Raw genomic sequence first — 26,388 nt, 5'->3', positions numbered from 1 at the left:
CTACGCCCGCGTGGGCGACCACGCCCCCTTCCGCGCCGCCGCCACCCGCGGCAGCTGGTAGGGCAGGCTGCCGTACCAGACCGCCGCCACCATGTAGCCGAACGCCAGGCACAGCACGCCCCCCACCGCGTCCAGCCAGAAGTGGTTGGCGGTCGCCACGATCACCACCAGCGTCAGCGCCGGGTACAGCAGCCCCAGCACCTTCACCCACGGCACGGACGCCAGCGCGAAGATCGTCAGCCCGCACCAGACGGACCACCCGATGTGCATCGAGGGCATCGCCGCGTACTGGTTGGACATGTTCTTCAGGTCGCCGGACGCCATCGACCCCCACGTCTGGTGGACCATGACGGTGTCGATGAACCGACCGCCGTTCATCAGACGGGGCGGGGCGAGGGGATACAGGTAGTAACCGACCAGCGCGACGCCCGTGGTCGCGAAGAGGACGAGACGGGTCGCGGCGTAGCGGCCGGGATGGCTGCGGTAGAGCCACACCAGGACACCGAGGGTCACCACGAAGTGCAACGTGGCGTAGTAGTAGTTCATCCCGACGATGAGCCAAGTCACCGAGTTCACGGCGTGGTTCACCGACTCCTCGACGGCGACGCCCAGTTGCTGCTCGACCCGCCAGATCCAGTCGGCGTTGCGCAACGCCTGCGACCGCTGTTCCGGCACCGCGTTGCGGATCAGCGAGTACGTCCAGTAACTCACCGCGATCAGCAGGATCTCGAACCACAGACGGGGCCGGCGCGGCGCACGGAGCCGACGCAGGAGCCCCCGCCCCGTCCCCTCAGTGACGGGGTGCGGAACGGCCTCTGCACGGCGTTCCGGAGTCCTCACGGTCGCGTCACCCATAGGCATGGAGTCTGCCAGAAAAGACATCTTCCACCGATCATCCCCCCGTGCGCTGTGGCCCGCATCCGCCGCGCGGAGGGCGGACGTCAGGAGCGGTTGCGCTCGCCCGGTGCGGAAGCCGTGGAGCCGCGGACGACCAGCTCCGGCATGAACACGAACTCGCTGTGCGGCGCGGGCGTCCCGGCGATCTCCTCCAGCAGCGTGCGCACGGCCGCCTGCCCCATCGCGGGGACCGGCTTGCGGACGGTCGTCAGCGGCGGGTCGGTGAAGGCGATCAGCGGCGAGTCGTCGAAGCCGACGACCGAGATGTCCTTGGGCACGTCGAGCCCCTGCTGCCGGGCCGCCCGTATCGCGCCGAGCGCCATCATGTCGCTCGCGCAGACCACCGCCGTGCAGTCGCGGGCGATGAGCGCGGTGGCCGCCGCCTGGCCGCCCTCCAGGGTGTACAGCGAGTGCTGGACGAGTTCCTTCTCCACGACGTCCGCGCTGAGGTCCAGCTGGTCCTGGACGGTGCGGACGAAGCCCTCGATCTTGCGCTGCACGGGCACGAACCGCTTCGGCCCCAGGGCCAGCCCGATCCGGGTGTGGCCGAGCGAGACGAGGTGCGTGACCGCGAGGCTCATCGCGGCCCGGTCGTCCGGGGAGATGAACGGCGCCTGCACCTTCGACGAGAAGCCGTCGACGAGGACGAAGGGCACGCCCTGGGCGCGCAGCCGTTCGTAGCGCTGCATGTCGGCGGTGGTGTCGGCGTGCAGTCCGGAGACGTAGATGATGCCGGCCACCCCGCGGTCGACCAGCATCTCGGTCAGCTCGTCCTCCGTGGAGCCGCCCGGGGTCTGGGTGGCGAGGACCGGCGTGTATCCCTGGCGGGTCAGCGCCTGGCCGATGACCTGGGCCAGCGCCGGGAATATCGGGTTCTCCAGCTCCGGGGTGATCAGGCCCACCAGGCCCTCGCTGCGCTGGCGCAGCCGCACGGGGCGTTCGTAGCCCAGGACGTCCAGGGCGGCGAGTACGGACTGGCGGGTGGTGGCGGCGACGCCCGGCTTCCCGTTGAGGACCCGGCTGACCGTCGCTTCGCTCACCCCCGCCTGGGCGGCGATGTCGGCAAGCCGTGTGGTCACAGGGGTGGACTGTACCTGTCGGCCGCCGCCTTGCACACCGATCGGGCGCCGCGGACGGCCTGTTGGACGGCCCGGCGCGGGCTGCTGCGTCATCGCGCTCCCTCGAGAAAGTGGCGGCAAGAGCTTGCAGAGTCTTGCACAACCGGCCGGATACCGCTCGACCCCTGTAAACAAGCGTCTCATGGTGGTCGCCAGGAGGTCACGCCCGGATAACTTCGGAGATGTCTTGCACTTTTTTGCTGCAAGACCTTTCGCGGCGCTTACAACGCTGTTACGTTCACGTCGCCCGACGGCAGCAACGACGCGGTCGGCAGCGGCAGGAGCGGCGGACGGGCCCGCACCCTGCACCACACGGGCTTTCACCCTCAAGGAGAACTCATGCGGCGTGGCATAGCGGCCACCGCGCTGGTGGCGTCCCTCGCCCTGGCGGCGACGGCGTGCGGCGGGGACGGCGACAGCGACAGCGAGTCCGGCGGACCGGTGACCATCACCTACTGGGACACCTCGAACGCGACCAACGAGGCGCCGACCTACAAGGCCCTGGTCAAGGAGTTCGAGGCCGCCAACAAGGACGTCAAGGTCAACTTCGTCAACGTCCCCTTCGACCAGGCGCAGAACAAGTTCGACACGGCCGCCGGTTCCAAGGGTGCCCCCGACGTGCTGCGCTCCGAGGTGGGCTGGACCCCCGCCTTCGCCAAGAAGGGCTTCTTCCTGCCGCTGGACGGCACCGAGGCCCTCGCCGAGCAGGACAAGTTCCAGCCGAACCTGATCGAGCAGGCCAAGTACGAGGGCAAGACGTACGGCGTGCCGCTGGTCACCGACACCCTCGCCTTCGTCTACAACAAGGAACTGTTCGAGAAGGCCGGCGTCGAGGCCCCCAAGACCTGGGACGACCTGAAGAAGGCCGCCGCCACCATCAAGGACAAGACCGGCGCCGACGGCTACTGGGGTTCCACGGCCGGCTACTACGGCCAGCCCTTCCTCTTCGGCGAGGGCACCGACACGGTCGACGCCGAGGGCAAGAAGGTCACCGTCAACTCGCCCGCGGCGAAGAAGGCGTACGGCACCTGGCTCGACCTGTTCGACGGCAAGGGCCTGCACAAGGCCGACACCACCGCCGACGCCTACGCCCACATCCAGGAGGCGTTCGTCAGCGGCAAGGTCGCCTCGATCGTCCAGGGCCCGTGGGAGATCACCAACTTCTACAAGGGCTCCGCGTTCAAGGACAAGAACAACCTCGGCATCGCCACCGTCCCGGCCGGCTCCACCGGCAAGGCGGGCGCCCCGACCGGCGGCCACAACCTGTCGGTCTACGCCGGTTCGGACAAGGCGCACCAGGAGGCGTCGCTGAAGCTCGTGAAGTTCATGACCTCGGCGAAGTCCCAGGAGACCATCGCCCTGAAGAACTCCACGCTGCCGACCCGCGACGACGCCTACACCGACAAGGTCAAGGCCGACCCGGGCATCGCCGGCTACCAGACGGTCCTGCCCGCCGCCCAGCCGCGCCCGGCGCTGCCGGAGTACGGCTCCCTGTGGGCGCCGCTGGACGAGCAGCTCCCGCAGATCGCCGGCGGCAAGAAGTCCCTGGACGAGGGGCTGGGCGACGCGGAGGCCGCGATCGCCAAGCTGGTGCCGGACTTCTCCAAGTGAGTCCGCGGCCGCCGGGTCCCCCGCGTGGGGGGAGGGGACCCGGCGGCCTGTGCGCCGTACCCCTCGATCGTCCCGACCAGCCCGATGCTCCCGAAGGTGCCGAACCATGACAGTCACCATCGACCGCGCGACCGGCAAGCGCCGCGGTGACCGCACACCGCGGCCCGGCCTCGGCCGCCGGCTGAGAGACGGTTACCAGAAGTACTGGTACGCCTACGCCATGATCGCGCCGGTGGCCGTCGTGATCGGCGTCCTCGTGCTGTACCCGCTCGGGTACGGCCTGTACCTCACCCTCACCGACGCCAACAGCCTCAACACGGCGCGCACGATCGGCGTCAACGAGATCGAGGCCACCTACAAGTTCATCGGCCTGGACAACTACGCCGACATCCTGTGGGGCCCGACGGCGTACGACCGCTTCTGGTCGCACTTCATCTGGACCATCGTCTGGACGGCGGTCTGCGTCGGCCTGCACTTCTTCATAGGGCTCGGTCTGGCGCTGCTGCTCAACCAGAACCTGCGCGGCCGCACCTTCTACCGGCTGCTGCTGGTCCTGCCCTGGGCCGTGCCCACCTTCGTCACCGTCTTCGGCTGGCGCTTCATGCTCGCCGACGCCGGGATCATCAACTCGGCCCTCGACTGGCTGCACCTGCCGACGCCCGCGTGGCTGGAGGACACCTTCTGGCAGCGGTTCTCCGCGATCATGGTGAACACCTGGTGCGGTGTGCCGTTCATGATGGTCTCGCTCCTCGGCGGCCTCCAGTCCATCGACAACAGCCTCTACGAGGCGGCCGAGATGGACGGCGCGAGCGCCTGGCAGCGCTTCCGGTACGTCACCCTGCCCGGGCTCAGGTCGGTCAGCTCCACCGTCGTCCTGCTGGGCATCATCTGGACCTTCAACCAGTTCGCCGTGATCTTCCTGCTCTTCGGCAACTCCGCCCCCGACGCGCAGATCCTGGTCACCTGGGCCTACCACCTCGGCTTCGGGCAGCAGCCGCGCGACTTCGCACAGTCCGCGGCGTACGGGATCCTGCTGCTGGCCATCCTGATCGTCTTCACCTCCTTCTACCGCCGCTGGCTGAACCGCAATGAGCAGCAGCTCGCGATCTGAGGCAGGAGCCACCATGAGCACGACCGCAGTGCCGACCACCGCGCCCGCCGAGCAGGTCACCGAGTCCGCGGCGAAGCCGCCCCGGGCCCGGGGGCGCGGCGAACGAAGCCGTACCGCGAGCGCCGCCTCCCACGGCATCCTGACCGTCGCGAGCCTGATCGCGCTCTTCCCGGTCGCCTGGCTGGTCTACCTGTCCCTCGGTCCGGACAAGGACGACTACCTGCACCCCGGGCGCATCTGGTCGAAGATGACCTTCGACAACTACGCGTTCGTGCTCCAGCACACGAACTTCTTCGAGTGGCTGAAGAGCTCGCTGATCGTCTCGCTGGGCACCACGGTCATCGGCGTCATGGTCGCCGCCACCACCGGCTACGCCGTCTCGCGGATGCGCTTCCCCGGCTACCGCAAGCTGATGTGGGTGCTGCTGGTCACCCAGATGTTCCCCATCGCCGTCCTGATCGTGCCGATGTACCAGATCCTGTCCGACCTCCAGCTCGTCGACAGCTACCTCGGTCTGGTCCTCGTCTACTGCTCGACCGCGGTGCCGTACTGCGCGTGGCTGCTCAAGGGATACTTCGACACCATCCCGTTCGAGATCGACGAGGCCGGACGGGTGGACGGTCTGAGCCCGTTCGGGACCTTCTTCCGGCTGATCCTGCCGCTCGCCCGGCCGGGCCTGGCGGTCGCCGGCTTCTACAGCTTCATCACCGCCTTCGGCGAGGTGGCCTTCGCCTCGACGTTCATGCTCAGCGACACGAAGTACACCTTCGCGGTCGGCCTGCAGAGCTTCATCAGCGAACACGACGCGCAGCGCCACCTGATGGCGGCCACCGCCGTGCTCGTGGCGATACCCGTCTCCGCCTTCTTCTACCTCGTGCAGAAGAACCTGGTGGCCGGCCTCACCGCCGGCGGCACGAAGGGCTGACGCCCGACCGGGAGAACGTCCGGCCGCGGTGCCCATCCGACCCCGCAGCACCGCGGCCGGCCGCCTCGTCCCCCACCCATGCCTCCATGACCAGAACCCTGTTACACACCAAGGACGCCATGAGCCAGCAGCACTCCGCCGCACCGGCCCCCACCTCCGTCACCTCCTCCGCCACGGCCACCGTCGCGGGGCGCCGCGACTGGTGGCGGGACGCGGTCATCTACCAGGTGTATCCGCGCAGCTTCGCCGACAGCAACGGTGACGGCATGGGCGACCTGGAGGGTGTCCGCACCCGTCTGCCGTACCTGCGCGACCTCGGCGTGGACGCCGTGTGGCTCAGCCCCTTCTACGCCTCGCCGCAGGCCGACGCCGGGTACGACGTCGCCGACTACCGGGCCGTCGACCCCATGTTCGGCTCCCTCCTCGACGCCGACGCGCTGATCCGCGACGCCCACGGGCTGGGCCTGCGCATCATCGTGGACCTGGTCCCCAACCACTCCTCGGACCAGTACGAGTGGTTCAGGCGCGCCCTCGCCGAGGGCCCCGGCTCCCCCTCCCGGGACCGGTACCACTTCCGCCCGGGCAAGGGGAAGAACGGCGAACTGCCGCCCAACGACTGGGAGTCCATCTTCGGCGGGCCCGCCTGGACCCGGGTCACCGAGCCCGACGGCACGCCGGGGGAGTGGTACCTGCACCTCTTCGCGCCCGAGCAGCCCGACTTCAACTGGGAGCACCCGGCGGTCGGCGACGAGTTCCGCTCCATCCTGCGCTTCTGGCTGGACATGGGCGTGGACGGCTTCCGCATCGACGTGGCGCACGGCATGGTGAAGGCGCAGGGCCTGCCGGACCTGGGATCCCATGAGCAGTTGAAGCTGCTGGGCAACGATGTCATGCCGTTCTTCGACCAGGACGGCGTCCACGACATCTACCGCCAGTGGCGGCTGATCCTCGACGAGTACAGCGGCGAGAGGATCTTCGTCGCCGAGGCGTGGACCCCGACCGTCGAGCGCACCGCGAACTACGTCCGCCCCGACGAGCTGCACCAGGCCTTCAACTTCCAGTACCTGGGCACCCACTGGGACGCCGAGGAGCTGCGCACGGTCATCGACCGCACCCTGGACGCGATGCGCCCCGTCGGCGCCCCCGCCACCTGGGTCCTCTCCAACCACGACGTCACCCGCCACGCCACCCGCTTCGCCAACCCGGCGGGCCTCGGCACCCAGATCCGCCTGGCCGGCGACCGCGCGCTCGGCCTGCGCCGCGCCCGCGCCGCCACCCTCCTCATGCTGGCCCTGCCCGGCTCGGCCTACGTCTACCAGGGCGAGGAGCTGGGCCTGCCGGACGTCGTCGACCTTCCCGACGAGGTACGTCAGGACCCGGCCTACTTCCGGGGCGCCGGCCAGGACGGCTTCCGCGACGGCTGCCGGGTGCCGATCCCCTGGACGCGCACGGGTTCGTCGTACGGCTTCGGCGCGGGAGGCAGCTGGCTCCCGCAGCCGGCGGGCTGGGCCGAGCTGAGCGTCGAGGCCCAGACCGGCGAGCCCGGCTCGACCCTGGAGCTGTACCGCGCCGCACTGGCGACCCGCCGTGACCAGCCCGACCTGGGCGCGGGCGACGCGGTGGAGTGGCTCCGCGCCCCCGAGGGCGTCCTCGCCTTCCGTCGCGGCGGCTTCGTGTGCGTCGCCAACACCACCGGCGAGTCGGTGACGGTCCCCGCCTTCGGCCGCCTGCTGCTGTCCAGCGGCGAGGTCACCGAGGCGGACGGCGAGGCGAAGGTGCCGGGGGACACGACCGTGTGGTGGACGACGGCCTGACGGGCCGCCGCTCGGCGAACGGCTTTTTTCTTTGAAGTTGGTACGGCCCGCTGCCCTTTCGGGCGGCGGGCCTCTACCATCTGCGTCACCCGCAATCTTGCTGAAGCTTGCAGCAAGAGCCTTCAAAGAAGAAGGAACCCCCACATGGCACGCAGATTCCTCACGGCGGCCGTCGCTCTCGCGGCTGCCGTTGTCATGACCCCGACTGGAGCGCAGGCCTCCCCGCCCGGCGCCAAGGACGTCACCGCGGTCCTCTTCGAGTGGAACTTCGCCTCCGTCGCCAAGGAGTGCACCAGCACCCTCGGCCCCGCCGGCTACGGCTACGTGCAGGTCTCGCCGCCCGCCGAGCACATACAGGGCGGGCAGTGGTGGACCTCGTACCAGCCCGTCAGTTACCGGATCGCCGGGCGGCTCGGGGACCGGGCCGCGTTCAAGAGCATGGTGGACACCTGCCACGCGGCCGGTGTGAAGGTCGTCGCCGACGCCGTGGTCAACCACATGTCGGCGGGCGGCGGCACCGGCACCGGCGGCTCCACGTACGCGAAGTACGACTACCCGGGGCTCTACTCGTCGCCCGACTTCGACGACTGCCGCTCCCAGATCACCAACTACCAGGACCGCTACAACGTCCAGCACTGCGAACTGGTCGGCCTCGCGGACCTCGACACCGGCGAGGAGTACGTCCGCAAGACCGTCGCCGGGTACCTGAACGACCTGCTCTCGCTCGGCGTCGACGGCTTCCGGATCGACGCGGCCAAGCACATCCCGGCGGCCGACCTCGCCAACATCAAGTCGCGGCTGAGCAATCCGGGCGTGTACTGGAAGCAGGAGGCCATCTTCGGCGCCGGGGAGGCCGTCCAGCCGAGCGAGTACACCGGCACCGGGGACGTCCAGGAGTTCCGGTACGCCTACGACCTCAAGCGCGTCTTCAACAACGAGAACCTCGCCTACCTGAAGAACTACGGCGAGGGCTGGGGGTACATGAGCAGCGGCGTCTCCGGCGTCTTCGTCGACAACCACGACACCGAGCGCAACGGCTCCACGCTCACCTACAAGGACAACGCCACCTACACCCTGGCCAACGTCTTCATGCTCGCCTGGCCCTACGGCGCCCCCGACGTCAACTCCGGCTACGAGTGGTCGAACGCCGACGCCGGACCGCCCAACGGCGGACGGGTGGACGCCTGCTGGCAGAACGGCTGGAAGTGCCAGCACGCCTGGCCCGAGATCAAGTCGATGGTCGCCTTCCGTAACGCCACCCGGGGGCAGGCGGTCACGAACTGGTGGGACAACGGCAACGACGCCATCGCCTTCGGGCGCGGCAGCAAGGGCTTCGTCGCCGTCAACCACGAGTCCGGCGCGCTGAACCGGACCTACCAGACGTCGCTGCCCGCCGGCACGTACTGCGACGTACAGAGCGGCAAGCCCGTGAGCGTCAACGGCTCGGGGCAGTTCACGGCGACGCTGGGCGCCCACACCGCGCTCGCCCTGTACGCGGGCAGGTCCGGCTGCTGAACCCGCCTCATGGGCAAGGGTCGTGAAAATTCTTACCGGTACTTTCACGACCCTTGCCGCAAGACTTGCGGCAGCGCTACGGTCACGCCGGGGTCGGACCCGATCGAGCCGTCAGCACAAGGAGTTCACGCCCGTGATACCCAGATGGCCGGTGCCTGTCGCGCGCCGCACCGCACGAGTGAGACGGGTCGCGGCGGTCACCGTGACCGCGCTCGCCGCAGCCCTCCTCCCGCCCCTGGCCGCGCGGGCCGACACCCCGCCCGCGCCCCCGTCCGACGCGAGGCTCGCGAAGGCGGACGCCCGGCACGACCTCACCCGGGAGCAGTTCTACTTCGTCCTGCCGGACCGTTTCGCCAACGGCGACACCCGCAACGACAAGGGCGGCCTGACCGGCTCCCGTCTCGCGACCGGCTACGACCCCACCGACAAGGGCTTCTACCAGGGCGGCGACCTCAAGGGCCTGACCGACCGGCTCGACTACATCAAGGGCATGGGCACCACCGCCATCTGGATGGCGCCCCTCTTCAAGAACCAGCCCGTGCAGGGCACGGGGGAGAACGCCTCGGCCGGCTACCACGGCTACTGGATCACCGACTTCACCCAGGTCGACCCGCACTTCGGCACCAACCAGGACCTCAAGAACCTCGTCTCCAAGGCGCACGCCAAGGGCATGAAGGTCTTCTTCGACGTCATCACCAACCACACCGCCGACGTCGTGGACTACGAGGAGAAGTCGTACGACTACCTCTCCAAGGGCGCCTTCCCCTACCTGACGGAGGACGGGAAGCCCTTCGACGACGCCGACTACGCGGACGGCGACCGCGGGTTCCCCCGCGTGGACACCGGCTCCTTCCCGCGCACACCGACCGTGCCCGCCACGAAGAAGAACCTCAAGGTTCCGCAGTGGCTCAACGACCCGGCGATGTACCACAACCGGGGCGACTCCACCTGGGCCGGCGAGTCCACCACGTACGGCGACTTCTCCGGCCTCGACGACCTGTGGACCGAGCGGCCCGAGGTCGTCAGCGGCATGGAGAAGATCTACCAGCGGTGGGTCAAGGACTTCGCCATCGACGGCTTCCGCATCGACACGGTCAAGCACGTCAACATGGAGTTCTGGACCCAGTGGGCGACCGCGCTGGACGCGTACGCCGCGAAGAAGGGCCGCGACGACTTCTTCATGTTCGGCGAGGTCTACTCCGCCGACACCTCCGTCACCTCCCCGTACGTCACCGAGGGCCGCCTGGACTCCACGCTGGACTTCCCCTTCCAGGACGCGGCCCGCGCGTACGCCTCCCAGGGCGGCAGCGCACAGAAGCTCGCCTCGGTCTTCGGCGACGACTACAAGTACACGACCGACAAGGCCAACGCGTACGAGCAGGTCACCTTCCTCGGCAACCACGACATGGGCCGCATCGGCACCTTCCTCGGGCAGGACGACCCGAAGGCCACCGACGCCGAACTGCTGAGGAAGGACCGGCTCGCCAACGAGCTGATGTTCCTCAGCCGCGGCAACCCGGTGGTCTACTACGGCGACGAGCAGGGCTTCACCGGCGCGGGCGGCGACAAGGACGCCCGCCAGCCGATGTTCGCCTCCCGCACCGCCGACTACCTGGACGACGACCAGCTCGGCACCGACCGCACCCACGCCGAATCGGCCTACGACCCGAACGCGCCGCTGTACCGGCAGATCAGCACCCTCGCCAAGCTGCGCAAGGCCCACCCCGCCCTCGCCGACGGCGTCCAGACCGAGCGCTACGCGGCCGACGGCGCCGGCGTCTACGCCTTCTCGCGCACCGACGCCGCACGCGGCACCGAGTACGTCGTCGCCTTCAACAACGCCGACGAGGCGAGGACGGCCACCTTCGCCACCGGCTCGGCGGACATGACCTTCCGCGCCCTCTACGGCACCGACGACGACGCCAGGTCCGGCGCCGACAAGAAGGTCACGGTCACCGTGCCCGCCGGGTCGGCCGTCGTCCTCAAGGCCGCGGCCCGGCTCGCCGAGCCCGCCACCAAGCCCACGGTCACCCTCACCGCCCCCGGCCCCGGCGCCACCGGCACCGTCGAACTGACCGCCGACGTCGCGGGCGGACAGCTCAACCGCGTCGTCTTCGCCGCCCAGACCGGCGACGGCGAGTGGCGCACCCTCGGCTCCGCCGACCACGCCCCCTACAAGGTCACCCACACCGTCGGCGAGGACACCCCGGCCGGGACCGCCCTGCGCTACAAGGCGGTCGCCGTCGACTCGGCGGGCCGCACCGCGAGCGCCATGGCCGCCTCGACGACCGGCACCCCGCCGGTCGAGGAGCCGCCCACCGCCGCCTCCCGCGACCACGCGATCGTCCACTACAAGCGGGCGGACGGGAACTACGAGGACTGGGGCCTGTACGCCTGGGGCGACCTCGCCGACGGTGAGGCCACCGAATGGCCGGACAGCCACCCCTTCATCGGCCGGGACGCCTACGGCGCCTTCGCCTACGTCAAGCTCAAGCCCGGCGCCGGCGAGGTCGACTTCCTCGTCGTCGACAAGGACGGCAACAAGGACGTCGCCGCCGACCGCACCATCGACGTCACCCGGACGGGCGAGGTCTGGATCGAGCAGGGCAAGGAGCAGGTCGTCACCGAACGGCCCGACCTCCCGGCCCAGGACAAGACCAAGGCCGTCCTCAACTACCACCGCGCCGACGGGGACTACGACGGCTGGGGCCTGCACGTCTGGAGCGGCGCCGCCAACCCCACCGACTGGGCGAAACCGCTCCGGCCGGTGAGGACCGACTCCTACGGCGCGGTCTTCGAGGTACCGCTCACCGAGGGCGCCACCAGCCTCAGCTACATCATCCACAAGGGCGACGAGAAGGACCTGCCCACCGACCAGGCCCTGGACCTCACCGCCCACGGCCACGAGGTGTGGCTGCTGAGCGGCCAGGAGAAGTACCTGCTGCCACAGCCCGCGGGTTCGGCGGCGGCCGTCGACCTCGCCACCTCCAAGGCGGTCTGGATCGACCGGAACACCATCGCCTGGAACGGTGCCGAGGGCGCCGCCTCCTCGCAGCTGCTCGCCTCCCGCACCGGCTCGGTCAAGGCCGCGAACGGCAGACTGACCGGCGACGACGAGGCCACCTGGCTCCGCCTCACGAAGACCGCCCTCACCGACGCCCAGAAGGCGAAGTACCCGCACCTGAAGGAGTACGCCGCCTGGTCGGTCGACCCGCGCGACCGCGACCGGGTCCGCGAGGCCCTGCGCGGCCAGGTCGTCGCCGCCCAGCGCGCCGCCACCGGCGCCGTCCTCGCGGCGACCGGCGTGCAGATCGCCGGCGCGCTGGACGACCTGTACGCGCACGACGCGACCGGGGCCGACCTCGGCGCCACCTTCCGGCACGGCCGCCCCACGCTCTCCCTGTGGGCGCCGACCGCGCAGAGCGTGCGGCTGGAGATCGGCGACCGCACGGTCCGGATGCGGCGCGACGACGACTCCGGCGTCTGGTCCGTCACCGGCCCCCGCTCCTGGAAGGGCGAGGCCTACCGGTACGCCGTGACGGTGTGGGCGCCCGAGGCGGGCGAGGTCGTCACCAACAAGGTCACCGACCCCTACTCGCTCGCCCTGACCACCGACTCCGAGCGCAGCCTCGTCGTCGACCTGGCCGACCGCGACCTCGCCCCGCGCGGCTGGACCGGCTACGACAAGCCCGAGGCCGTGCCGCTCAGGGACGCCCAGATCCAGGAACTGCACGTCCGTGACTTCTCCGTCGCGGACCGGACGGCGGACGCCGACCACCGGGGCACCTACCTCGCCTTCACCGACAAGCGGAGCGACGGCTCGAAGCACCTGCGCGAACTGGCCGAGGCCGGCACCTCGTACGTCCACCTGCTGCCGGCCTTCGACATCGCCACGATCCCCGAGAAGAAGGCCGACCAGGCCACCGTCGACTGCGACCTGGCCGCGCTGCCGGCCGACTCCGACAAGCAGCAGGAGTGCGTGGCCCGGGCCGCCGCCGAGGACGCCTACAACTGGGGCTACGACCCGTACCACTACACGGTGCCCGAGGGCTCCTACGCCACCGACCCGGACGGCACCGCCCGCACGGTCGAGTTCCGCAAGATGGTCAAGGCCCTCAACGACGACGGGCTGCGGGTCGTCATGGACGTCGTCTACAACCACACCGCGGCGAGCGGTCAGGCCAGGACGAGCGTCCTCGACCGGATCGTGCCCGGCTACTACCAGCGGCTCCTCGCCGACGGATCGGTCGCGAACAGCACCTGCTGCGCCAACACCGCCACCGAGAACGCCATGATGGGCAAGCTGGTCGTCGACTCGATCGTCACCTGGGCCAAGGAGTACAAGGTCGACGGCTTCCGCTTCGACCTCATGGGCCACCACCCGAAGGCCAACATCCTCGCCGTCCGCGAGGCCCTCGACGCGCTGACCCTCAAGAAGGACGGCGTCGACGGCAAGAAGATCATCCTGTACGGCGAGGGCTGGAACTTCGGCGAGGTCGCCGACGACGCACGCTTCACCCAGGCCACCCAGAAGAACATGGCCGGCACCGGCGTCGCCACCTTCTCCGACCGCGCCCGCGACGCCGTGCGCGGCGGCGGCCCCTTCGACGAGGACCCCGGCGTCCAGGGCTTCGCCTCGGGTCTGTTCACCGACCCCAACTCCGCGGAGGCCAACGGCACCGAGGCCGAGCAGAAGGCCCGCCTGCTGCACTACCAGGACCTGATCAAGGTCGGCCTCTCCGGGAACCTCGCGGGATACCGCTTCACCGACACCGGCGGCAAGGAGGTCAAGGGCTCCGAGGTCGACTACAACGGCGCCCCCGCCGGATACGCGGCGGCACCCGGCGACGCCCTCGCCTACGCCGACGCGCACGACAACGAGTCCCTGTTCGACGCGCTCGCCTTCAAGCTGCCGAAGGACACGTCCGCCGCCGACCGGGCCCGCATGCAGGTCCTCGCCATGGCGACCGCGGCGCTCTCGCAGGGCCCGGCGCTCTCCCAGGCGGGCACCGACCTGCTGCGCTCCAAGTCGCTGGACCGCAACTCCTACGACAGCGGGGACTGGTTCAACGCCGTCCACTGGAACTGCGCCGACGGCAACGGATTCGGACGCGGGCTGCCGCCGGCCGCCGACAACCAGGACAAGTGGCCGTACGCCAAGCCGCTCCTCGGCTCGGTCGGGGTCGGCTGCCCGCAGATCACGGGCGCCTCGGCCGCGTACCGGGACCTGCTGAAGATCCGCACGGGCGAGCAGGACTTCTCGCTCGCCACGGCGGGCCAGGTGCAGTCCCGGCTCTCCTTCCCGCTCTCCGGGAAGGACGAGACACCCGGCGTGATCACGATGCGCCTCGGTGACCTGGTGGTCGTCTTCAACGCCACCCCGCAGGAGCAGCGGCAGCGGCTGAGCGGCTCGGCCGGGACCGGCTACCGGCTGCACCCGGCCCAGGCGTCCGGAGCGGACCCGGTCGTCCGGGACGCCGCCTACGCGAAGGCGTCGGGGACCTTCACGGTCCCGGCGCGCACGGTGGCGGTCTTCACCCGCGCGGGCTAGCGGAGGGCTGCGGTTAGGGTGCTCCTGTCCGCCGTAGACAGGAGCGCCCATGCCGCAGATCACCATCGACCGTTCCCCGTTTCTCGACGACGTCGACTGGGAGGAGTTCGCGGTCGCCCTGCACCCGGTGATCGTGGAGACGGTGGCCGCGCGGCTGGAGGCGTGCAAGACGCGGGTCCTGCGCAGCGAGGACGAGGTCGTCGGCGGCGAGAGGGAGCGGCACGCCATCGTGGACGTCTCGATCGCGCTGCTCGCCGGACGCTCCGACGAGGCCAAGGCGAAGCTCACCGAGGCCGTGGTGGAGCTGCTCCGCGAGCACGTCCCGCCCAGGGACGGCGTCACCCTGCACCTGTCGGCCGAGGTGCGCGATCTCGACCCGTCCTACCGCAAGGCCGAGGTCTGAGACAGGGGCCTCAGGACGCCGGCGCGATCAGCCGGCCGACCAGGTCCCCGAACGGGCCGTCGGCCGGTTCGGCCTCGATGACGCGGCGCAGCAGGGCGCCCATCTCCTCGTCGTGGGCGGCGCTCACCGCCGTCAGCGCGGCGAAGTCGTGCACGAGCTGCGTCTCCAGTTCGGCGCGCGGGATGCGGCGCCCGTCCAGCCAGATCAGGGCCGTCGACTCGGCGAGCGAGATCCAGGAGCGGACCACCAGTTCCAGCCGCGCGGGCGGATCCGTGACGTCCAGGTGCGAAAGGATCTGGACATACGCGGCCTGCCGTACGGAGTCCACGAGGGCGTTGGTCGTCGAGGAGCCAACCGCCGGACCGCCGCGCATCAAGGCCGAGAAACCGGGCCCGTGCTCCTCGACGAAGTCGAAGTAGCGCCCCATCACCCGCAGCAGCCGGGCCCCCAGCGGACCCTCCGCCGGCTCCACGAACCGGGCCGCCAGATCGTCCGAGGCACGTTGCAACGCGGCCTCGTACAGGCTGAGTTTGCCGGGGAAGTAGTGGTACACCAGCGGGCGTGAGATGCCCGCGGCCGACGCTATCTCGTCGATGGACACCTCGTCCGGCGAGCGGCGGCTGAACAGTTCGAGCGCGACGCCGATCAACTGCTGCCGCCGCTCCTCGACGCCCATTCTGCGGCGTACCCCGGTAGTCATACGAACACCTTACCGATCGAATCCAGCCCCCGAACGGGCCGGACCGGGCATCGGCGTTCACATGTCGAGCACGAGCCGGGTGCCGCGGGCACGGGACACGCAGATGAGCATCGAATCGCCGCGCTCGGAGTCGGTCAGCAGCTCGTCCCGGTGATCGATCTCGCCCTCCAGCACTCTCTGTTGGCAGGTCCCACACCAGCCCTGCTCGCAGGAGTACGGGGTGCCCGGCAGCTCGGCGCGCACGGCGGCCAGCACCGACGAGTCGCCGGGCACGGTCAGCGTGCGCCCGCTGCGGTGCAGTTCGACCTCGAACTCCGCGTCGCCGCCCGCCGCGGTGCGCGGCGCGAACCGCTCCAGGTGCAGGGCGGTGCCCGCCGGGAGGCGTTCCTCGACGGCCGCGATCAGCCCCTCCGGACCGCAGCAGTACACGGCCGTGCCCTCGGGCAGCTCCGCCAGGAAGGCGTCGAGCCCGGGCCGCCCGTCCTCGTCCTCGGCGACGACGGTGACCCTCCCCCGGCCTTCGGCCGGGGGGATCCCCATCCCGCTGCGCTCGCCGTCCCGGTCCAGCTTCTCGATCTCCTCCAGGAACGGCATCGAGGCCCGCGTCCGGCCGCCGTACAGCAACCGCCACTCGGTGCCCTCCGGCAGCGCCCGCAGCATCGGCAGCACCGGCGTGATGCCGATGCCGCCGGCCACGAAGACGTACGCCGGCGCCTCGACCAGCGGGAAGCGGTTGCGCGGCCCCCGCACCTCCAGCTCCGTGCCCTCCTGCACCTGCTCGTGCACCTCACGCGAACCGCCCCGCCCGTCCTCGGCCAGCCGCGTGGCGACGGTGTACGACGAGGTGTCCTCGGGGTCGCCGCACAGCGAGTACTGCCGCACCAGACCGGAGGGCAGCACCAGGTCCAGGTGCGCCCCCGGCTCCCAGCGCGGCAGGTCGTGCCCCTCCAGGCGGATCCGGACCACCCCGTCGGCCACCAGCTCCCGCGAGGTGACCAGCAGCGTCAGCGCGCGCGAGCGCGGCCGCCCCGAGACCGGCGGGTCCAGGGCGGGCATCGGCCACAGCGGAGAGCCCTGGACCCGGCGCCGCAGCGCGCGCCGGGCGACGAGCGCGGCACCGGCCGCGAGCAGCAGAGCCGTCGGTTTGGGCCTCATGCGGACGCCTCCTGGGACCTCTCGGCGGCCACGGCGGCGGGGGAGGCCGCGAGGTAGGCCACGGCCTGCTCGGTGGAGCCGAACCGGGACGGGTGGTAGTCCCGGCTCAGATAGCCGGGTATGGAGCGCAGTACGGCGCCGGTGGCGGGGAGCAGGCCGCTGCGCCCGCGCCGGTGGAAGTCGCCGAAGGTGGCGCGGCCGTCGGTCAGCGTCGGATCGTTCTCCATGAAGAACCGGGCACCGCGCTGCCACAGGAACACCAGGGCCGCGAACGCCGTCGCCCAGGTGCGGGCCCGCCGCGCGTACCCCCCGTCCAGGTGCTCGAAGAGGTCGAAGGCCACCGACCGGTGCTCGACCTCCTCGGCGCCGTGCCAGCGCAGCAGATCCAGCATGGTCGGGTCGGCCCCGTGCCGGTCGAGCGCCTCGGCGTTGAGCACCCAGTCGCCGAGGAACGCCGTGTAGTGCTCGATGGCCGCGATCAGCGCCACCCGCTCCATCAGCCACCAGCGGCGCGGCCGGCCCGGCGGCAGCGTGCGGTCGCCGAGCAGCTTCTCGAAGAGCCAGTCGACCTGCGCGGTGTACGGCGTCGGGTCGAGCCCCTGGTCCCGCAGGTGCGGCAGCACCTCGTCGTGGGCCTGGGAGTGCATCGCCTCCTGCCCGATGAACCCGATGACGTCCTCGCGCAGCCGCTCGTCCCGGATGAGCGGCAGCACCTGCTTGTAGACGTGCACGAACCAGCGTTCCCCGGCGGGCAGCAGCAGGTGCAGCACGTTGATGGTGTGCGTCGTGAACGGGTCCCCCGGCACCCAGTGCAGCGGGGTGGCCTCCCAGGCGAAGGACACCTTGCGGGCCTTGAGCGGGACATGCGTGTTAGACATGGCGTCAATGTACTGACGGGTAAGGGCTCAGGGAACCCTCGTGCGCCCACTTGTTGACGCGAGTGTCAGCAGGCGTGGTGGGTGCGGTGACCGGGGGCCGCTAGCGCAGCCCGCCGATGGTCCGGCCGCCCTCCAGCCTGCCCTTCAGCTCCGCGCGGGCACCCTGCTCGGCCTTCGCCGTCAGCAGGTTTCCGTCCGCCGAGTCGCTGATGCCGCCCGTCGCCCGGATCGACTCGGTGTCGCGGCTTCCGGCGGCGAGCAGGTACCAGTGCCCGCCCGCCGACTTCCACAGCACCCCGGCCAGGACATGCGGGTCGCGCGCGCCGCAGGCCGGCACGGACTGCGCCTTCGCCGCCACCGCCCCCTGCGTGCCGCCCGGCGTGCGGAACTGGGCCAGCACCCGGGCCCCGTCGCCGCGCCAGGTCTCGGCCCGGGTGCACACCCAGGCGCCCGACCCGGTCGAGTCGGGCAGCGGCTGCTTCGCGAACTCCCAGGCGTTCACCGACCGCACCCCCTGCCCGCGCACCGCGCCCAGCGAGCAGGCGTACGGCGCCCAGGACCGCAGCGGTTCCGTGCCCGAGGCGTCCCGCACCGAGCCGGGACGGCCGGTGGTCAGACGGGCCGGGACCAGCTCGCCGAGGTCGGTCACCACGCGGGTGTCCGCGCCGTCGGTCAGCTCCAGCACGTTCCAGGACGTGCACGCGCCCGACCGCTGCTGCACCGGGCTGGCCAGCGGCGCGGTCACACCGTCGGTGAGCACCAGCTCCCGCGCCCCGGCGTCCGGCTTGCCGAGGTCCCGCCCGGCCGCCTTCGTCACCCAGGGCGCCGTCAGATAGCGGACGTTGCCGTCGGCCCGGCCCAGGACCACCGCGGTCGCCCCGGCCCGGTCGGCCCCGTCGGTCCGCGCCAGGTCCAGGGCGGCACCGGCCGTGCCGTCCTTCGGCTCGGCGTACCGGACGACGCGCAGACCGTCGTGCAGGATCACCACGCGCGCGTTGTCGACGTCACCGGCGTACAGCAACTGCGGCGGCCCGGCCGGACCGCCGGTCGCGGTGCCCGGCGTCGCGGAGACCCCCACGCTCTCGCCGGGCCGCGCCCAGACTGCCAGGGCGCGGCGCAGCAGCTCCTCGTCGCCGGTGCGGTCGCCGCGGGCCGGCCACACCGAGAAGTCCGTGCGCGCGGACGTCTCCCACGCGGTGGGGGCCACCTTCGTGAGCCTGCCGGGATCGAGGGCCGCCCGGGCCGCCGCGTTCTGCGCGTACGCCGGGGCGGCGGCACCGTCCGGACCCCAGCCGTCGCCGGGCAGGCCCAGCAGCGCCCCGCACACCACCAGGGCCGCACCGGCGACGAGCGCGGCCTTCGTGTGCCGGCGCCGGCGCATCAGATCGGTCGGCCGGGCCTGGAGGGAGCAGGGGTCGAACTCGGGGGAGCCGAGCAGCGCGTACGCGTCCGGCATCGCGCCGGCCTCCCGCAGGGCGCCGTCCACGTCCTCGGCCCCGGCGGCCCGGAGCACCTGGCGGACACCGTCCTCGGAGAGCCCCTCCAGACCCCGCAGCGCGTACGCCGCCCGGGCCGGCCCGGAGAGCGCGGACAGCCGCTGGTCCAGGGCGAGTTCGTCGGCGCCGCCGGAACGCGGGAACAGCTTGAGACCGCGGACGTGCGGCAGCAGGGGCGGCAGCTGGGCCCGCGTGGGCCAGGCGCGCCGACGCAGCGGACGGCCCGCCTCCAGTGCCGTACGGACGACCCGCAGGCGGACCAGGGCGTAGCCGGGGTCGACCTCCTGACCGGTCGACTGGGCCGGGATCACCGGGGTCGTCGTCCGGCCTCGGGGCAGCGCGCGCTGGGTGAGGGCGTGCGCGGTCAGGACGCGACGGCCGCGGCCGAGACCCGGCGGCAGCACCAGATAGGCCAGCCGGGCCAGGCGCGGATAGTGCTCGACGAGCGCCGCCTCGGCCTGGTCGACGTCGACGACCGGGTCGGCCGAGGAGTTTGAGGGCGGTGCGGGGCGCGGGGCGACATCCTGTGGCTGCACGTTCAGCAGAACGAGCGAACGGGGGGATGGTCACCGTGGGCCGTCACCGGGGCGGGGGGAGGGCTACTCCTCCGGCTCCACCAGCAGCCGGGCGTAGGTGGCCATCGACCGCTGGTAGCGCGGGAGATGGGGCGCCAGGGCGCCGAGCACCAGCGACAGGCCCTCCCGGTCGCGGCCCATGCTCGACAGGCACAGCGCCAGCGTGGCCCGGACCGCGTCGTCCAACTCGTCCGAGGGCGCCACCAGTTCCGGCGAGAGCAGCTTCACGCCCTCCTCCGGATGCCCGGTGTTGCGCAGGGAACTGGAGAGCTGGATCTTCGCCCGGCGCCCCTTGTAGGCGCTCGCCTCGGCGAGCCCGCGCTCCAGGGCCTCCCGGTACAGGGGCACGGCGCGGTCGGAGTGGCCGGTGGAGTCCCAGGCGCAGGCCCTCTCGAACAGGGCGAGCGGACTGTCCGCCGGCAGTTCGTCGGCGAGGGCGTCGATCACCGCCCGGAACTCGGCGGCGTCGTCTCCGGCGTAGGCGTCGAACGCCGTCCATGCGGCATTCACGCGGTCTTCCCAGTCCTGGTCCACGGCGCCACTTTCGCACGGGTACCACCAGAAGGTCACCCGCATCCGTGAATACTTCGGGTCCCGCGCCCGTACCGATGACCAGAGCCCCTTGCCGGGGCTCCGTGCGGCATGTCGCCGGAACGGACCGGAGGAACACATGAGGCTGACCCGACCCATGCTCGCGACGGCCGCCCTGGCGGCGGTACTGGCGCTGACGGGCTGCGGATCCGGCGGTGACGGCGAGGACGCCGTGCCCGAGACGGCGACCGGCAGCCTGGAACACCTGGCCGCCGAGGCGAAGTGCGCCCCGAACATGCAGACCGACGCCGACACCATCCGTCAGGCCATCTGCGAGAAGGGCGACGAGCGGTACGTCCTCGCCACCTTCTCCACCGACCGCGGCCAGCGTGAGTGGATCAACACCGCCAAGGACTACGGCGGGTTCTACCTCGTCGGCCGCAAGTGGGTCGCCGTCGGCCACGAGGACGTCGTCGCCGGCCTGCGCGGCAGGCTCGGCGGCACCCTGGAGCAGGGAACGGTGCACGGCGGCGGTGGCCACTCGGCCGACGGCGGTGAACACTCCGGGCACGGCGGCTGACCCCCTGGGGCACGACGAAGGGGCCGGTGGCGGAATCCGCCACCGGCCCCTTCGCCTGCTCACCCCGTTCCGGTGAGGACTACTGGCAGTCCTCGCCGCTGTTGATGCAGTCGACCACCTCGTTCATCAGGTTCTCGTCCATCACGTTGATGAAGTCGTTGTGATCGGTGATCGGCTTGTGCAGCTGCTCCGGGAAACCGTCGACGGCGTACGGGTTCTGCACCTGACCGTTCTCGACGGTCGGGGCGGGCACGTCGTACACCAGGCGGACCTGGAGCTGGGGGATCGCCTGGAAGCCGTTCGGGCAGCTGCCGTCCTGCTGGACGAAGGCCACGTGGTCGCGGTGGTTGGCGCTGTCGATGTTCTGGCCGTCCCAGCAGCTCTGGAAGTTGGACGTCCGCACGACCTGGCTGCCCTCCGGGCAGAGCACGTACTTGTCCGTCACCTGCCTGTCCTCGAAGCCGGTGCAGCTGAAGGAGCTGTTGGCGTTGGCGACCCCGTTGGTGAAGGCCTTGGCGTCACCGGTGATGATGCGCAGGAACTTCGGCATCGCGACGACGTCGCTCTGCTGGTTGCCCACGAACTTGATCTCCGCCTCGGAGGCCTTGAGGATCTTGCCGACGTTGCCCTCGGCGCCACCGCCCAGGTCGCCCGCGTCGAACTCCTGGGTACCGTCCTGCAGTCGCAGTACCGGCCAGTAGTACGTGGACTTGTCGCCCTGGTTCTGGCACGAGGTCTCGGCGTTCGCGAGGTCCTCGTCGCTGGAGAAGGCGTCGTTGTCCTGGTTGCCGACGTAGTCGTGCGTGTGGTGCGCGCCGTTGTCGACACCGGGGGCGACGATCAGGTTGTCGCTGTTGAACACGTTGTTCTCGTTCACGCCGCAGACCGCGGTGAAGGAGCCCTGGGACCCACCGTCCCCGTTGGCGGCGAAGCCGTTCTCCAGGTCCCTGGAGCCGGGCTGGACGTCGTTGATGTCCACGAAGTCCTCGGCGAAGGGACCCGCGGCCCCGTTGCCGTTGTCGCCCTGGTTCTGGCCGCCGTCCTGACCGCCGTCCTGGCCGCCGTCCTGGCCGCCGTCCTGACCTTGGCCGTTGTCCTGGCCCTGGCCGCCGTTGTTCTGGTCGTCCTGGCCGTTCCCTTCGTCACCGTTCCCGTTGCCGTCGTTCGGCTGGTCGACGCCCATGCCCCGGCACTCGGCGAAGCCGTCGAGGCCCTGCGGGGCGTTGCCGCCCACCCGCCGGATGTTGGTCCCGATCCGGTCCAGGGCGGCGGTCCGCTTGGACTTGAGGGGGCCGAGGATGGCGTTCTGGACGTAGCTCGCGTCACCGGACTGTGCCTGGCGCGTCGACGCGAGCCGTGCGTAGGCCTCGGTGATCTGCTTGTCGAGCTGCGCCAGTTCCTTGTCGACCCCGGCCCGTGCCCCCTTCGGCACCTTCCGCAGCTTCTGGCCGACGTCCGGGCACTGGATCGTGGCGACCTGCGCCCCCGCGGACCTGGTGCGGTTGTGCGACGACTCCGACTCGTGCGCCGAGGCGTAGAAGTTGGCCCAGACCAGCCCACCCCCGCCGACCGCCAGGGCCGCCGCCCCGGCTACGACCTTGGTGGCCAGCGGCGAACGGCGTTTTCTTGTGTTGCGTCCCATGGAACTCCTCTGACTTCCTTGCGGGGCATCGAGGGCGCCCGACAGGAGTGAAGCGGCTCCCATGGATACGGAAGCCGCCGCAGTGGTGTTCACCCGTCACAAAGATTGCTGGGGCCCGTGGGACGCGTGAGAGGGGCGAAAGGGTCAGCGTCCGCGGTCCAGATAGGCGAGAACCGCCAGGACACGGCGGTTGTCGTCGTCCGAAACCTCGAGGCTCAACTTGGCGAAGATGTTCGCCGTGTGTTTCGCGATCGCCCGCTCCGTCACGACCAGCCGCCCGGCGATCGCCGCGTTGGTCCGGCCCTGCGCCATCAGCTCCAGCACCTCCAGCTCCCGGGGCGTCAGCCGCTCCAGCGGCCGGTCCTCCGCCGCACGCCGGCTCAGCAGCTGCTGGATGACCTGCGGGTCCATCGCCGTACCGCCGGCCGCCACCCGCCGTACGGCGTCCACGAACTGCTCGGCGTCGAACACCCGGTCCTTGAGCAGGTATCCCACCCCGCCGTCGCCGTCGGCCAGCAGCTCGCGCGCGTACAACTGCTCCACGTGCTGGGAGAGCACCAGGACCGGCAGCCCCGGGCGGTCGCGGCGGGCCTGGAGGGCGCACTGGAGCCCCTCGTCGGTGAGCGTGGGCGGCAGCCGTACGTCGACCACCGCGACGTCCGGTTCCAGTTCGGCCAGGGCCCGGGACAGCTCGGGGCCGGTCTCGACGGCCGCGGCGATCTCGAAGTCGTGGGCCTCGAGGAGCCGGACCAGACCGTCGCGCAGCAGGAACAGGTCTTCGGCCAGGACTACGCGCAAGGGATCTCCATGGTGACCATGGTGGGGCCGCCCGCGGGCGAGCTGACGGCCAGGACGCCGTCGAATGTACCGAGCCGCCGCTCCACCCCGGCCAGCCCCGACCCCGCTCCGATCACCGCGCCGCCCTTGCCGTTGTCGGTGACGGTGACGCGGAGCCGTCCTTCGGCCCGGTGCACGTCGATCCAGAGCCGGTCGGCGCCGGAGTGCTTGACGGCGTTGGTGAGGACCTCGCTGACCGCGAAGTAGGCGGCGGCCTCCACCGGCGCGTCGGCGCGGCCGGGCAGATCCACGTTCACCTCGGACGCGACGGGCAGCCGCAGCGCCAGGGCCCGCACGGCGTCGCCCAGACCCCGCTCGGCGAGCACCGGCGGGTGGATGCCCCGCACGAGTTCGCGCAGCTCGGTCAGGGCCTCGGCGGAGGAGGCACGGGTCTGCGCGAGCAGTTCCCGGGCCTTGGCCGGGTCCTTCTCCAGCAGCGCCTCGACGGTGCCGAGGTCCATGCCCATGGCGACCAGGCGGGCCTGTGCCCCGTCGTGCAGGTCCCGCTCGATGCGGCGCAGTTCGGCGGCGGAGGTGTCGACGGCGTCGCGACGGGTCTCGGTCAGCACCCGCACCCGCTCGGCCAGTTCCCCCTGGCCGGAGCCGAGGACCGCGCCGGTGAGCCGGAAGTGGGCGCGCAGCAGGAGCGGGGTGAGCCGGCAGGCGGCGGCGAGCAGCACCGCCCCGAGGCCCGCGGCGTAGAGGGCGGACGTCTGGTCGGTGACCCGGACGAACCCGTACCAGTACCCCTCGGGCAGCACCCGCCACAGCCCGGCGGCGATCGCGAAGCCCTCCAGCGGGTAGAGCGCCAGCGCGAAGGCCAGCAGCGCGGTGACGAAGCCCGCCGTCATGTCGACGGGGAGCCACAGCAGGTCCCGCCAGGTCGCCGGGTCACGGAGCATCCCGAAGGTGCGCGCCCACGGGTTGGCGTCCGCGGGCAGCGGCCGGTACGCCCGCGGGATCCGCACCCCGCCCCACCGGGCGGCGAGCAGCCGCCGCCAGTCCGCGAACGCCCGTACCCCGGTCAGCACCCACGGCGTGGTGACGATGCCGACGCCGATCGGGACGAGGGCGATCGACACCAGCGCCAGGCAGAAGCACAGCACCGCCCCGGGCAGGGCGATCAGTGCCACCGCGAGTCCCCGCACGGCCGACAGCACCACACCCCGGGTGCGTTGCGTACGGTTCCCGCTCTTCGTCTCGATGCTCATGCCGTCAGTCTTCCGGAGGCGGCGGCGCCGGTCACGGGGCCGGGCACCCCGCTCAGGGGGTGGTGCCAGGTACACCTCCGCCGGGCCCGTCCGCCGCGGCGAGGATCTTCGCCTCCGTCTCCGGGGCCAGGCCGACCGGCGGGCGGTCGGGGCGGTGGGGTGCCGTGCCGCCGATGTCGCGCAGCCAGGTCCAGGTGTCGGCGACGGTGTCCTCGGCGGGCCGGCAGCGCAGGCCCGCCGCCAGTGCCCGGGAGACGTCCGCGCTCTGCACGGCGTCGTGCAGTTCGCTGCCCGGCGGCGTCCACACCGGCAGCTGGCTCCAGGGCTCGACACCGGCGGCGAGCAGGGTGCCGGGGTCGGTCCAGCGCAGCTCCGCGGCGCCGCCCGTCGTCCGCACGCAGGCTTCGAGCAGGGCGCCCATGGTGGTGTGCCCCGGCGGGGAGACCAGGTTGCAGGGGCCGCTCAGCTCCCGCTCGACCGCGCCGAGCACCCAGTCGGCGAGGTCACGGACGTCGATGTACTGGAGGGGCAGGTCGTGCGGGCCGGGCGCGAGGACCGGGCCGCCGCGCGCGACGCGGTTCAGCCACCAGGGGAGGCGGCCGATGTTCTCGTAGGGGCCGAGGATCAGCCCGGCCCTGACGAGCACCGAGCGGTCCGCGCCGAAGGCGGCCGACACGGCGAGTTCGGCGCCGCGCTTGTCCCGGGCGTAGTCGAGCTGCCCGGCGTCCGCCGAGGCGCCCTCGACCAGTGGCGCCTCCTCGGTGTACCCGGCGGGCGGGGCCCAGGCGTAGACCGAGCAGCTCGACACGTACACGTACCGGCCGACGCGCTCGCGCAGCAGCCGCGCCGTGTCCCGCACCGCGTGGGGCGCCGCCGACCAGGTGTCGACGACGGCGTCCCAGGATCCGTCGGCCAGGGCGGAGAGCCCGTCGGGCGCGGTGCGGTCACCGTGCAGCGCCCGCGCCCCGGGCGGGGGCGCGTGCCGCCCGCGGTGGAAGACGGTCACCTCCCAGCCGCGCCCGAGCGCCTCCTCCACCACGGCCCGCCCCACGAACTCCGTACCGCCCAGCACCAGTAGCCTCATGCGGTCACTGTGCCCGGCCCGCCGCCCGCACGGAACGGTGCTCTGCCGACAGCAGACGCTCAGCGCCCCGTGGGCGGCGTGTACTTGTAGCCGACGCGCCGCACGGTCTGGATCGTCTGCCGGTGCGCCGCGCCGAGCTTGCGCCGCAGCCGGGCCACGTGCACGTCGACGGTCCGGCCGTCGCCCACGTGTCCGTAGCCCCACACCGTGGTGACCAGCTGGTCGCGGGTGTGCACCCGGTGCGGATGCGCCACGAGGTGGGCGAGCAGCTCGAACTCCAGGTACGTCAGGTCGAGTTCCTGCCCGTCCACGGCAGCGGTGCGCCGCGCGGCGTCGATCCGGACGAGCGCGTCGCCGTCCTCCGCGTCCGGCCGGGACGGCACGGCCGTCGGTCCGGCCTCGCGCGGGAACGGCGGCTGCTGGTCGGCCGGGACGAGCACCAGGTAGCCGACCATCGGCGGGCGCCCCGGCAGCGACGGCAGGGCGTGCGGGGGTGCGGGCAGCCAGGTGGCGCCCGGCGGCAGCAGGTCCGCGACGTCCACCACGTCGTCGCGGTCGACGGCGCGCAGCCGGTGCCGGGGGCCGCCGGAGCCGGGCAGGCCGGCGGCGGGGGTGGGGGAGTCGACGGGGACGGTGGACAGGGAACGGGTGGTCGCCATGAGACGTCAGCTCTTTCGCGCGAGAAGTTCGTCGGGAGGGGCGACGGGCGCGAGTTCATGGTCGGGCGCGTCGCGGGACGTACGTCGTGCGCGCC

General features: G+C 71.6%; 20 protein-coding genes. 8 read left to right on the top strand and 12 right to left on the bottom strand.

The window, feature by feature from the left end; translation table 11 throughout:
• Both OIE75_RS10465 and OIE75_RS10460 read right to left on the bottom strand, forming a co-directional pair.
• Positions 1 to 855 (bottom strand): phosphatase PAP2 family protein, encoded by an 855-nt coding sequence (locus OIE75_RS10465; protein WP_307011580.1) that lies wholly within the window; start codon positions 853 to 855, stop codon positions 1 to 3.
• A gap of 86 nt (positions 856 to 941) precedes the next feature.
• Positions 942 to 1,976: a LacI family DNA-binding transcriptional regulator gene (locus OIE75_RS10460; RefSeq protein WP_307011578.1), complete on the bottom strand. Its 1,035-nt coding sequence runs from the start codon at positions 1,974 to 1,976 to the stop codon at positions 942 to 944.
• Positions 1,977 to 2,354: 378 nt separating this feature from the next.
• Between OIE75_RS10460 and OIE75_RS10455 the strand changes: the two genes are divergently transcribed.
• From OIE75_RS10455 to OIE75_RS10425, 7 genes are all read left to right on the top strand, one after another.
• Positions 2,355 to 3,626 carry an extracellular solute-binding protein gene (locus tag OIE75_RS10455; RefSeq protein ID WP_307011576.1) on the top strand — a complete coding sequence of 424 codons (1,272 nt, stop codon included), beginning with the start codon at positions 2,355 to 2,357 and terminating at the stop codon, positions 3,624 to 3,626.
• A gap of 106 nt (positions 3,627 to 3,732) precedes the next feature.
• On the top strand, positions 3,733 to 4,737 hold the full coding sequence (locus OIE75_RS10450; RefSeq protein ID WP_125492391.1) for a carbohydrate ABC transporter permease: 1,005 nt from the start codon (positions 3,733 to 3,735) through the stop codon (positions 4,735 to 4,737).
• 13 nt (positions 4,738 to 4,750) lie between these two features.
• Entirely contained in the window at positions 4,751 to 5,662 is a 912-nt protein-coding gene (locus OIE75_RS10445) for a sugar ABC transporter permease (RefSeq protein ID WP_329470456.1), read from the top strand.
• 119 nt (positions 5,663 to 5,781) lie between these two features.
• Positions 5,782 to 7,476 carry a glycoside hydrolase family 13 protein gene (locus OIE75_RS10440; protein ID WP_329473963.1) on the top strand — a complete coding sequence of 565 codons (1,695 nt, stop codon included), beginning with the start codon at positions 5,782 to 5,784 and terminating at the stop codon, positions 7,474 to 7,476.
• 144 nt (positions 7,477 to 7,620) lie between these two features.
• The gene (locus OIE75_RS10435; RefSeq protein ID WP_329470455.1) at positions 7,621 to 8,991 is read left to right on the top strand and encodes an alpha-amylase; all 1,371 of its coding nucleotides are present in this window, start codon (positions 7,621 to 7,623) and stop codon (positions 8,989 to 8,991) included.
• A gap of 133 nt (positions 8,992 to 9,124) precedes the next feature.
• Entirely contained in the window at positions 9,125 to 14,542 is a 5,418-nt protein-coding gene (pulA, locus tag OIE75_RS10430) for a pullulanase-type alpha-1,6-glucosidase (protein ID WP_329470454.1), read from the top strand.
• Positions 14,543 to 14,591: 49 nt separating this feature from the next.
• Complete coding sequence (locus OIE75_RS10425; RefSeq protein WP_307011568.1) at positions 14,592 to 14,945, top strand: 5-carboxymethyl-2-hydroxymuconate Delta-isomerase; 354 nt, start codon at positions 14,592 to 14,594, stop codon at positions 14,943 to 14,945.
• Positions 14,946 to 14,955: 10 nt separating this feature from the next.
• On the opposite strand, the gene OIE75_RS10420 is transcribed toward OIE75_RS10425, so the two are convergent.
• The 5 genes from OIE75_RS10420 to OIE75_RS10400 all read right to left on the bottom strand — a co-directional run bounded on the left by OIE75_RS10420 (position 14,956) and on the right by OIE75_RS10400 (position 20,325).
• Positions 14,956 to 15,621, bottom strand: coding sequence for a TetR/AcrR family transcriptional regulator (locus OIE75_RS10420; protein WP_307017862.1), 666 nt, complete (start codon positions 15,619 to 15,621; stop codon positions 14,956 to 14,958).
• Positions 15,622 to 15,702: 81 nt separating this feature from the next.
• Positions 15,703 to 16,800 carry a PDR/VanB family oxidoreductase gene (locus tag OIE75_RS10415; RefSeq protein ID WP_329470452.1) on the bottom strand — a complete coding sequence of 366 codons (1,098 nt, stop codon included), beginning with the start codon at positions 16,798 to 16,800 and terminating at the stop codon, positions 15,703 to 15,705.
• Positions 16,797 to 17,678: a metal-dependent hydrolase gene (locus OIE75_RS10410; RefSeq protein WP_329470450.1), complete on the bottom strand. Its 882-nt coding sequence runs from the start codon at positions 17,676 to 17,678 to the stop codon at positions 16,797 to 16,799. Before OIE75_RS10410 ends, OIE75_RS10415 begins: the two co-directional genes overlap by 4 nt.
• Positions 17,679 to 17,778: 100 nt before the next feature.
• Positions 17,779 to 19,710, bottom strand: coding sequence for a hypothetical protein (locus OIE75_RS10405; RefSeq protein WP_329470449.1), 1,932 nt, complete (start codon positions 19,708 to 19,710; stop codon positions 17,779 to 17,781).
• A gap of 63 nt (positions 19,711 to 19,773) precedes the next feature.
• Positions 19,774 to 20,325: a tetratricopeptide repeat protein gene (locus OIE75_RS10400; protein ID WP_329470447.1), complete on the bottom strand. Its 552-nt coding sequence runs from the start codon at positions 20,323 to 20,325 to the stop codon at positions 19,774 to 19,776.
• Between the two features lie 94 nt (positions 20,326 to 20,419).
• Here OIE75_RS10400 and OIE75_RS10395 point away from each other — a divergent pair, with 94 nt between their 5' ends.
• Positions 20,420 to 20,860: a hypothetical protein gene (locus OIE75_RS10395; RefSeq protein ID WP_329470445.1), complete on the top strand. Its 441-nt coding sequence runs from the start codon at positions 20,420 to 20,422 to the stop codon at positions 20,858 to 20,860.
• A gap of 79 nt (positions 20,861 to 20,939) precedes the next feature.
• Here the strand turns inward: OIE75_RS10395 and OIE75_RS10390 are convergent, their stop codons facing one another.
• The 5 genes from OIE75_RS10390 to OIE75_RS10370 all read right to left on the bottom strand — a co-directional run bounded on the left by OIE75_RS10390 (position 20,940) and on the right by OIE75_RS10370 (position 26,293).
• On the bottom strand, positions 20,940 to 22,502 hold the full coding sequence (locus tag OIE75_RS10390) for a DUF1996 domain-containing protein (protein ID WP_329470444.1): 1,563 nt from the start codon (positions 22,500 to 22,502) through the stop codon (positions 20,940 to 20,942).
• 144 nt (positions 22,503 to 22,646) lie between these two features.
• The gene (locus OIE75_RS10385) at positions 22,647 to 23,300 is read right to left on the bottom strand and encodes a LuxR C-terminal-related transcriptional regulator (RefSeq protein WP_307011556.1); all 654 of its coding nucleotides are present in this window, start codon (positions 23,298 to 23,300) and stop codon (positions 22,647 to 22,649) included.
• The gene (locus tag OIE75_RS10380; RefSeq protein WP_329470442.1) at positions 23,291 to 24,550 is read right to left on the bottom strand and encodes a sensor histidine kinase; all 1,260 of its coding nucleotides are present in this window, start codon (positions 24,548 to 24,550) and stop codon (positions 23,291 to 23,293) included. The genes OIE75_RS10385 and OIE75_RS10380 overlap by 10 nt, the downstream gene beginning before the upstream one ends.
• Before the next feature lie 52 nt (positions 24,551 to 24,602).
• Complete coding sequence (locus tag OIE75_RS10375; protein ID WP_329470440.1) at positions 24,603 to 25,634, bottom strand: SDR family oxidoreductase; 1,032 nt, start codon at positions 25,632 to 25,634, stop codon at positions 24,603 to 24,605.
• A 59-nt stretch (positions 25,635 to 25,693) separates the two neighbouring features.
• Positions 25,694 to 26,293, bottom strand: coding sequence for a winged helix-turn-helix domain-containing protein (locus OIE75_RS10370; protein ID WP_307011550.1), 600 nt, complete (start codon positions 26,291 to 26,293; stop codon positions 25,694 to 25,696).
• Between the last annotated feature and the right edge of the window lie 95 nt (positions 26,294 to 26,388).

Origin of the sequence: Streptomyces sp. NBC_01723, assembly GCF_036246005.1 — a bacterium.
GTDB lineage: Bacteria > Actinomycetota > Actinomycetes > Streptomycetales > Streptomycetaceae > Streptomyces.
Note: the sequence above shows the minus strand (reverse complement) of the source record. Positions and strands in the feature narration are given on the sequence as shown.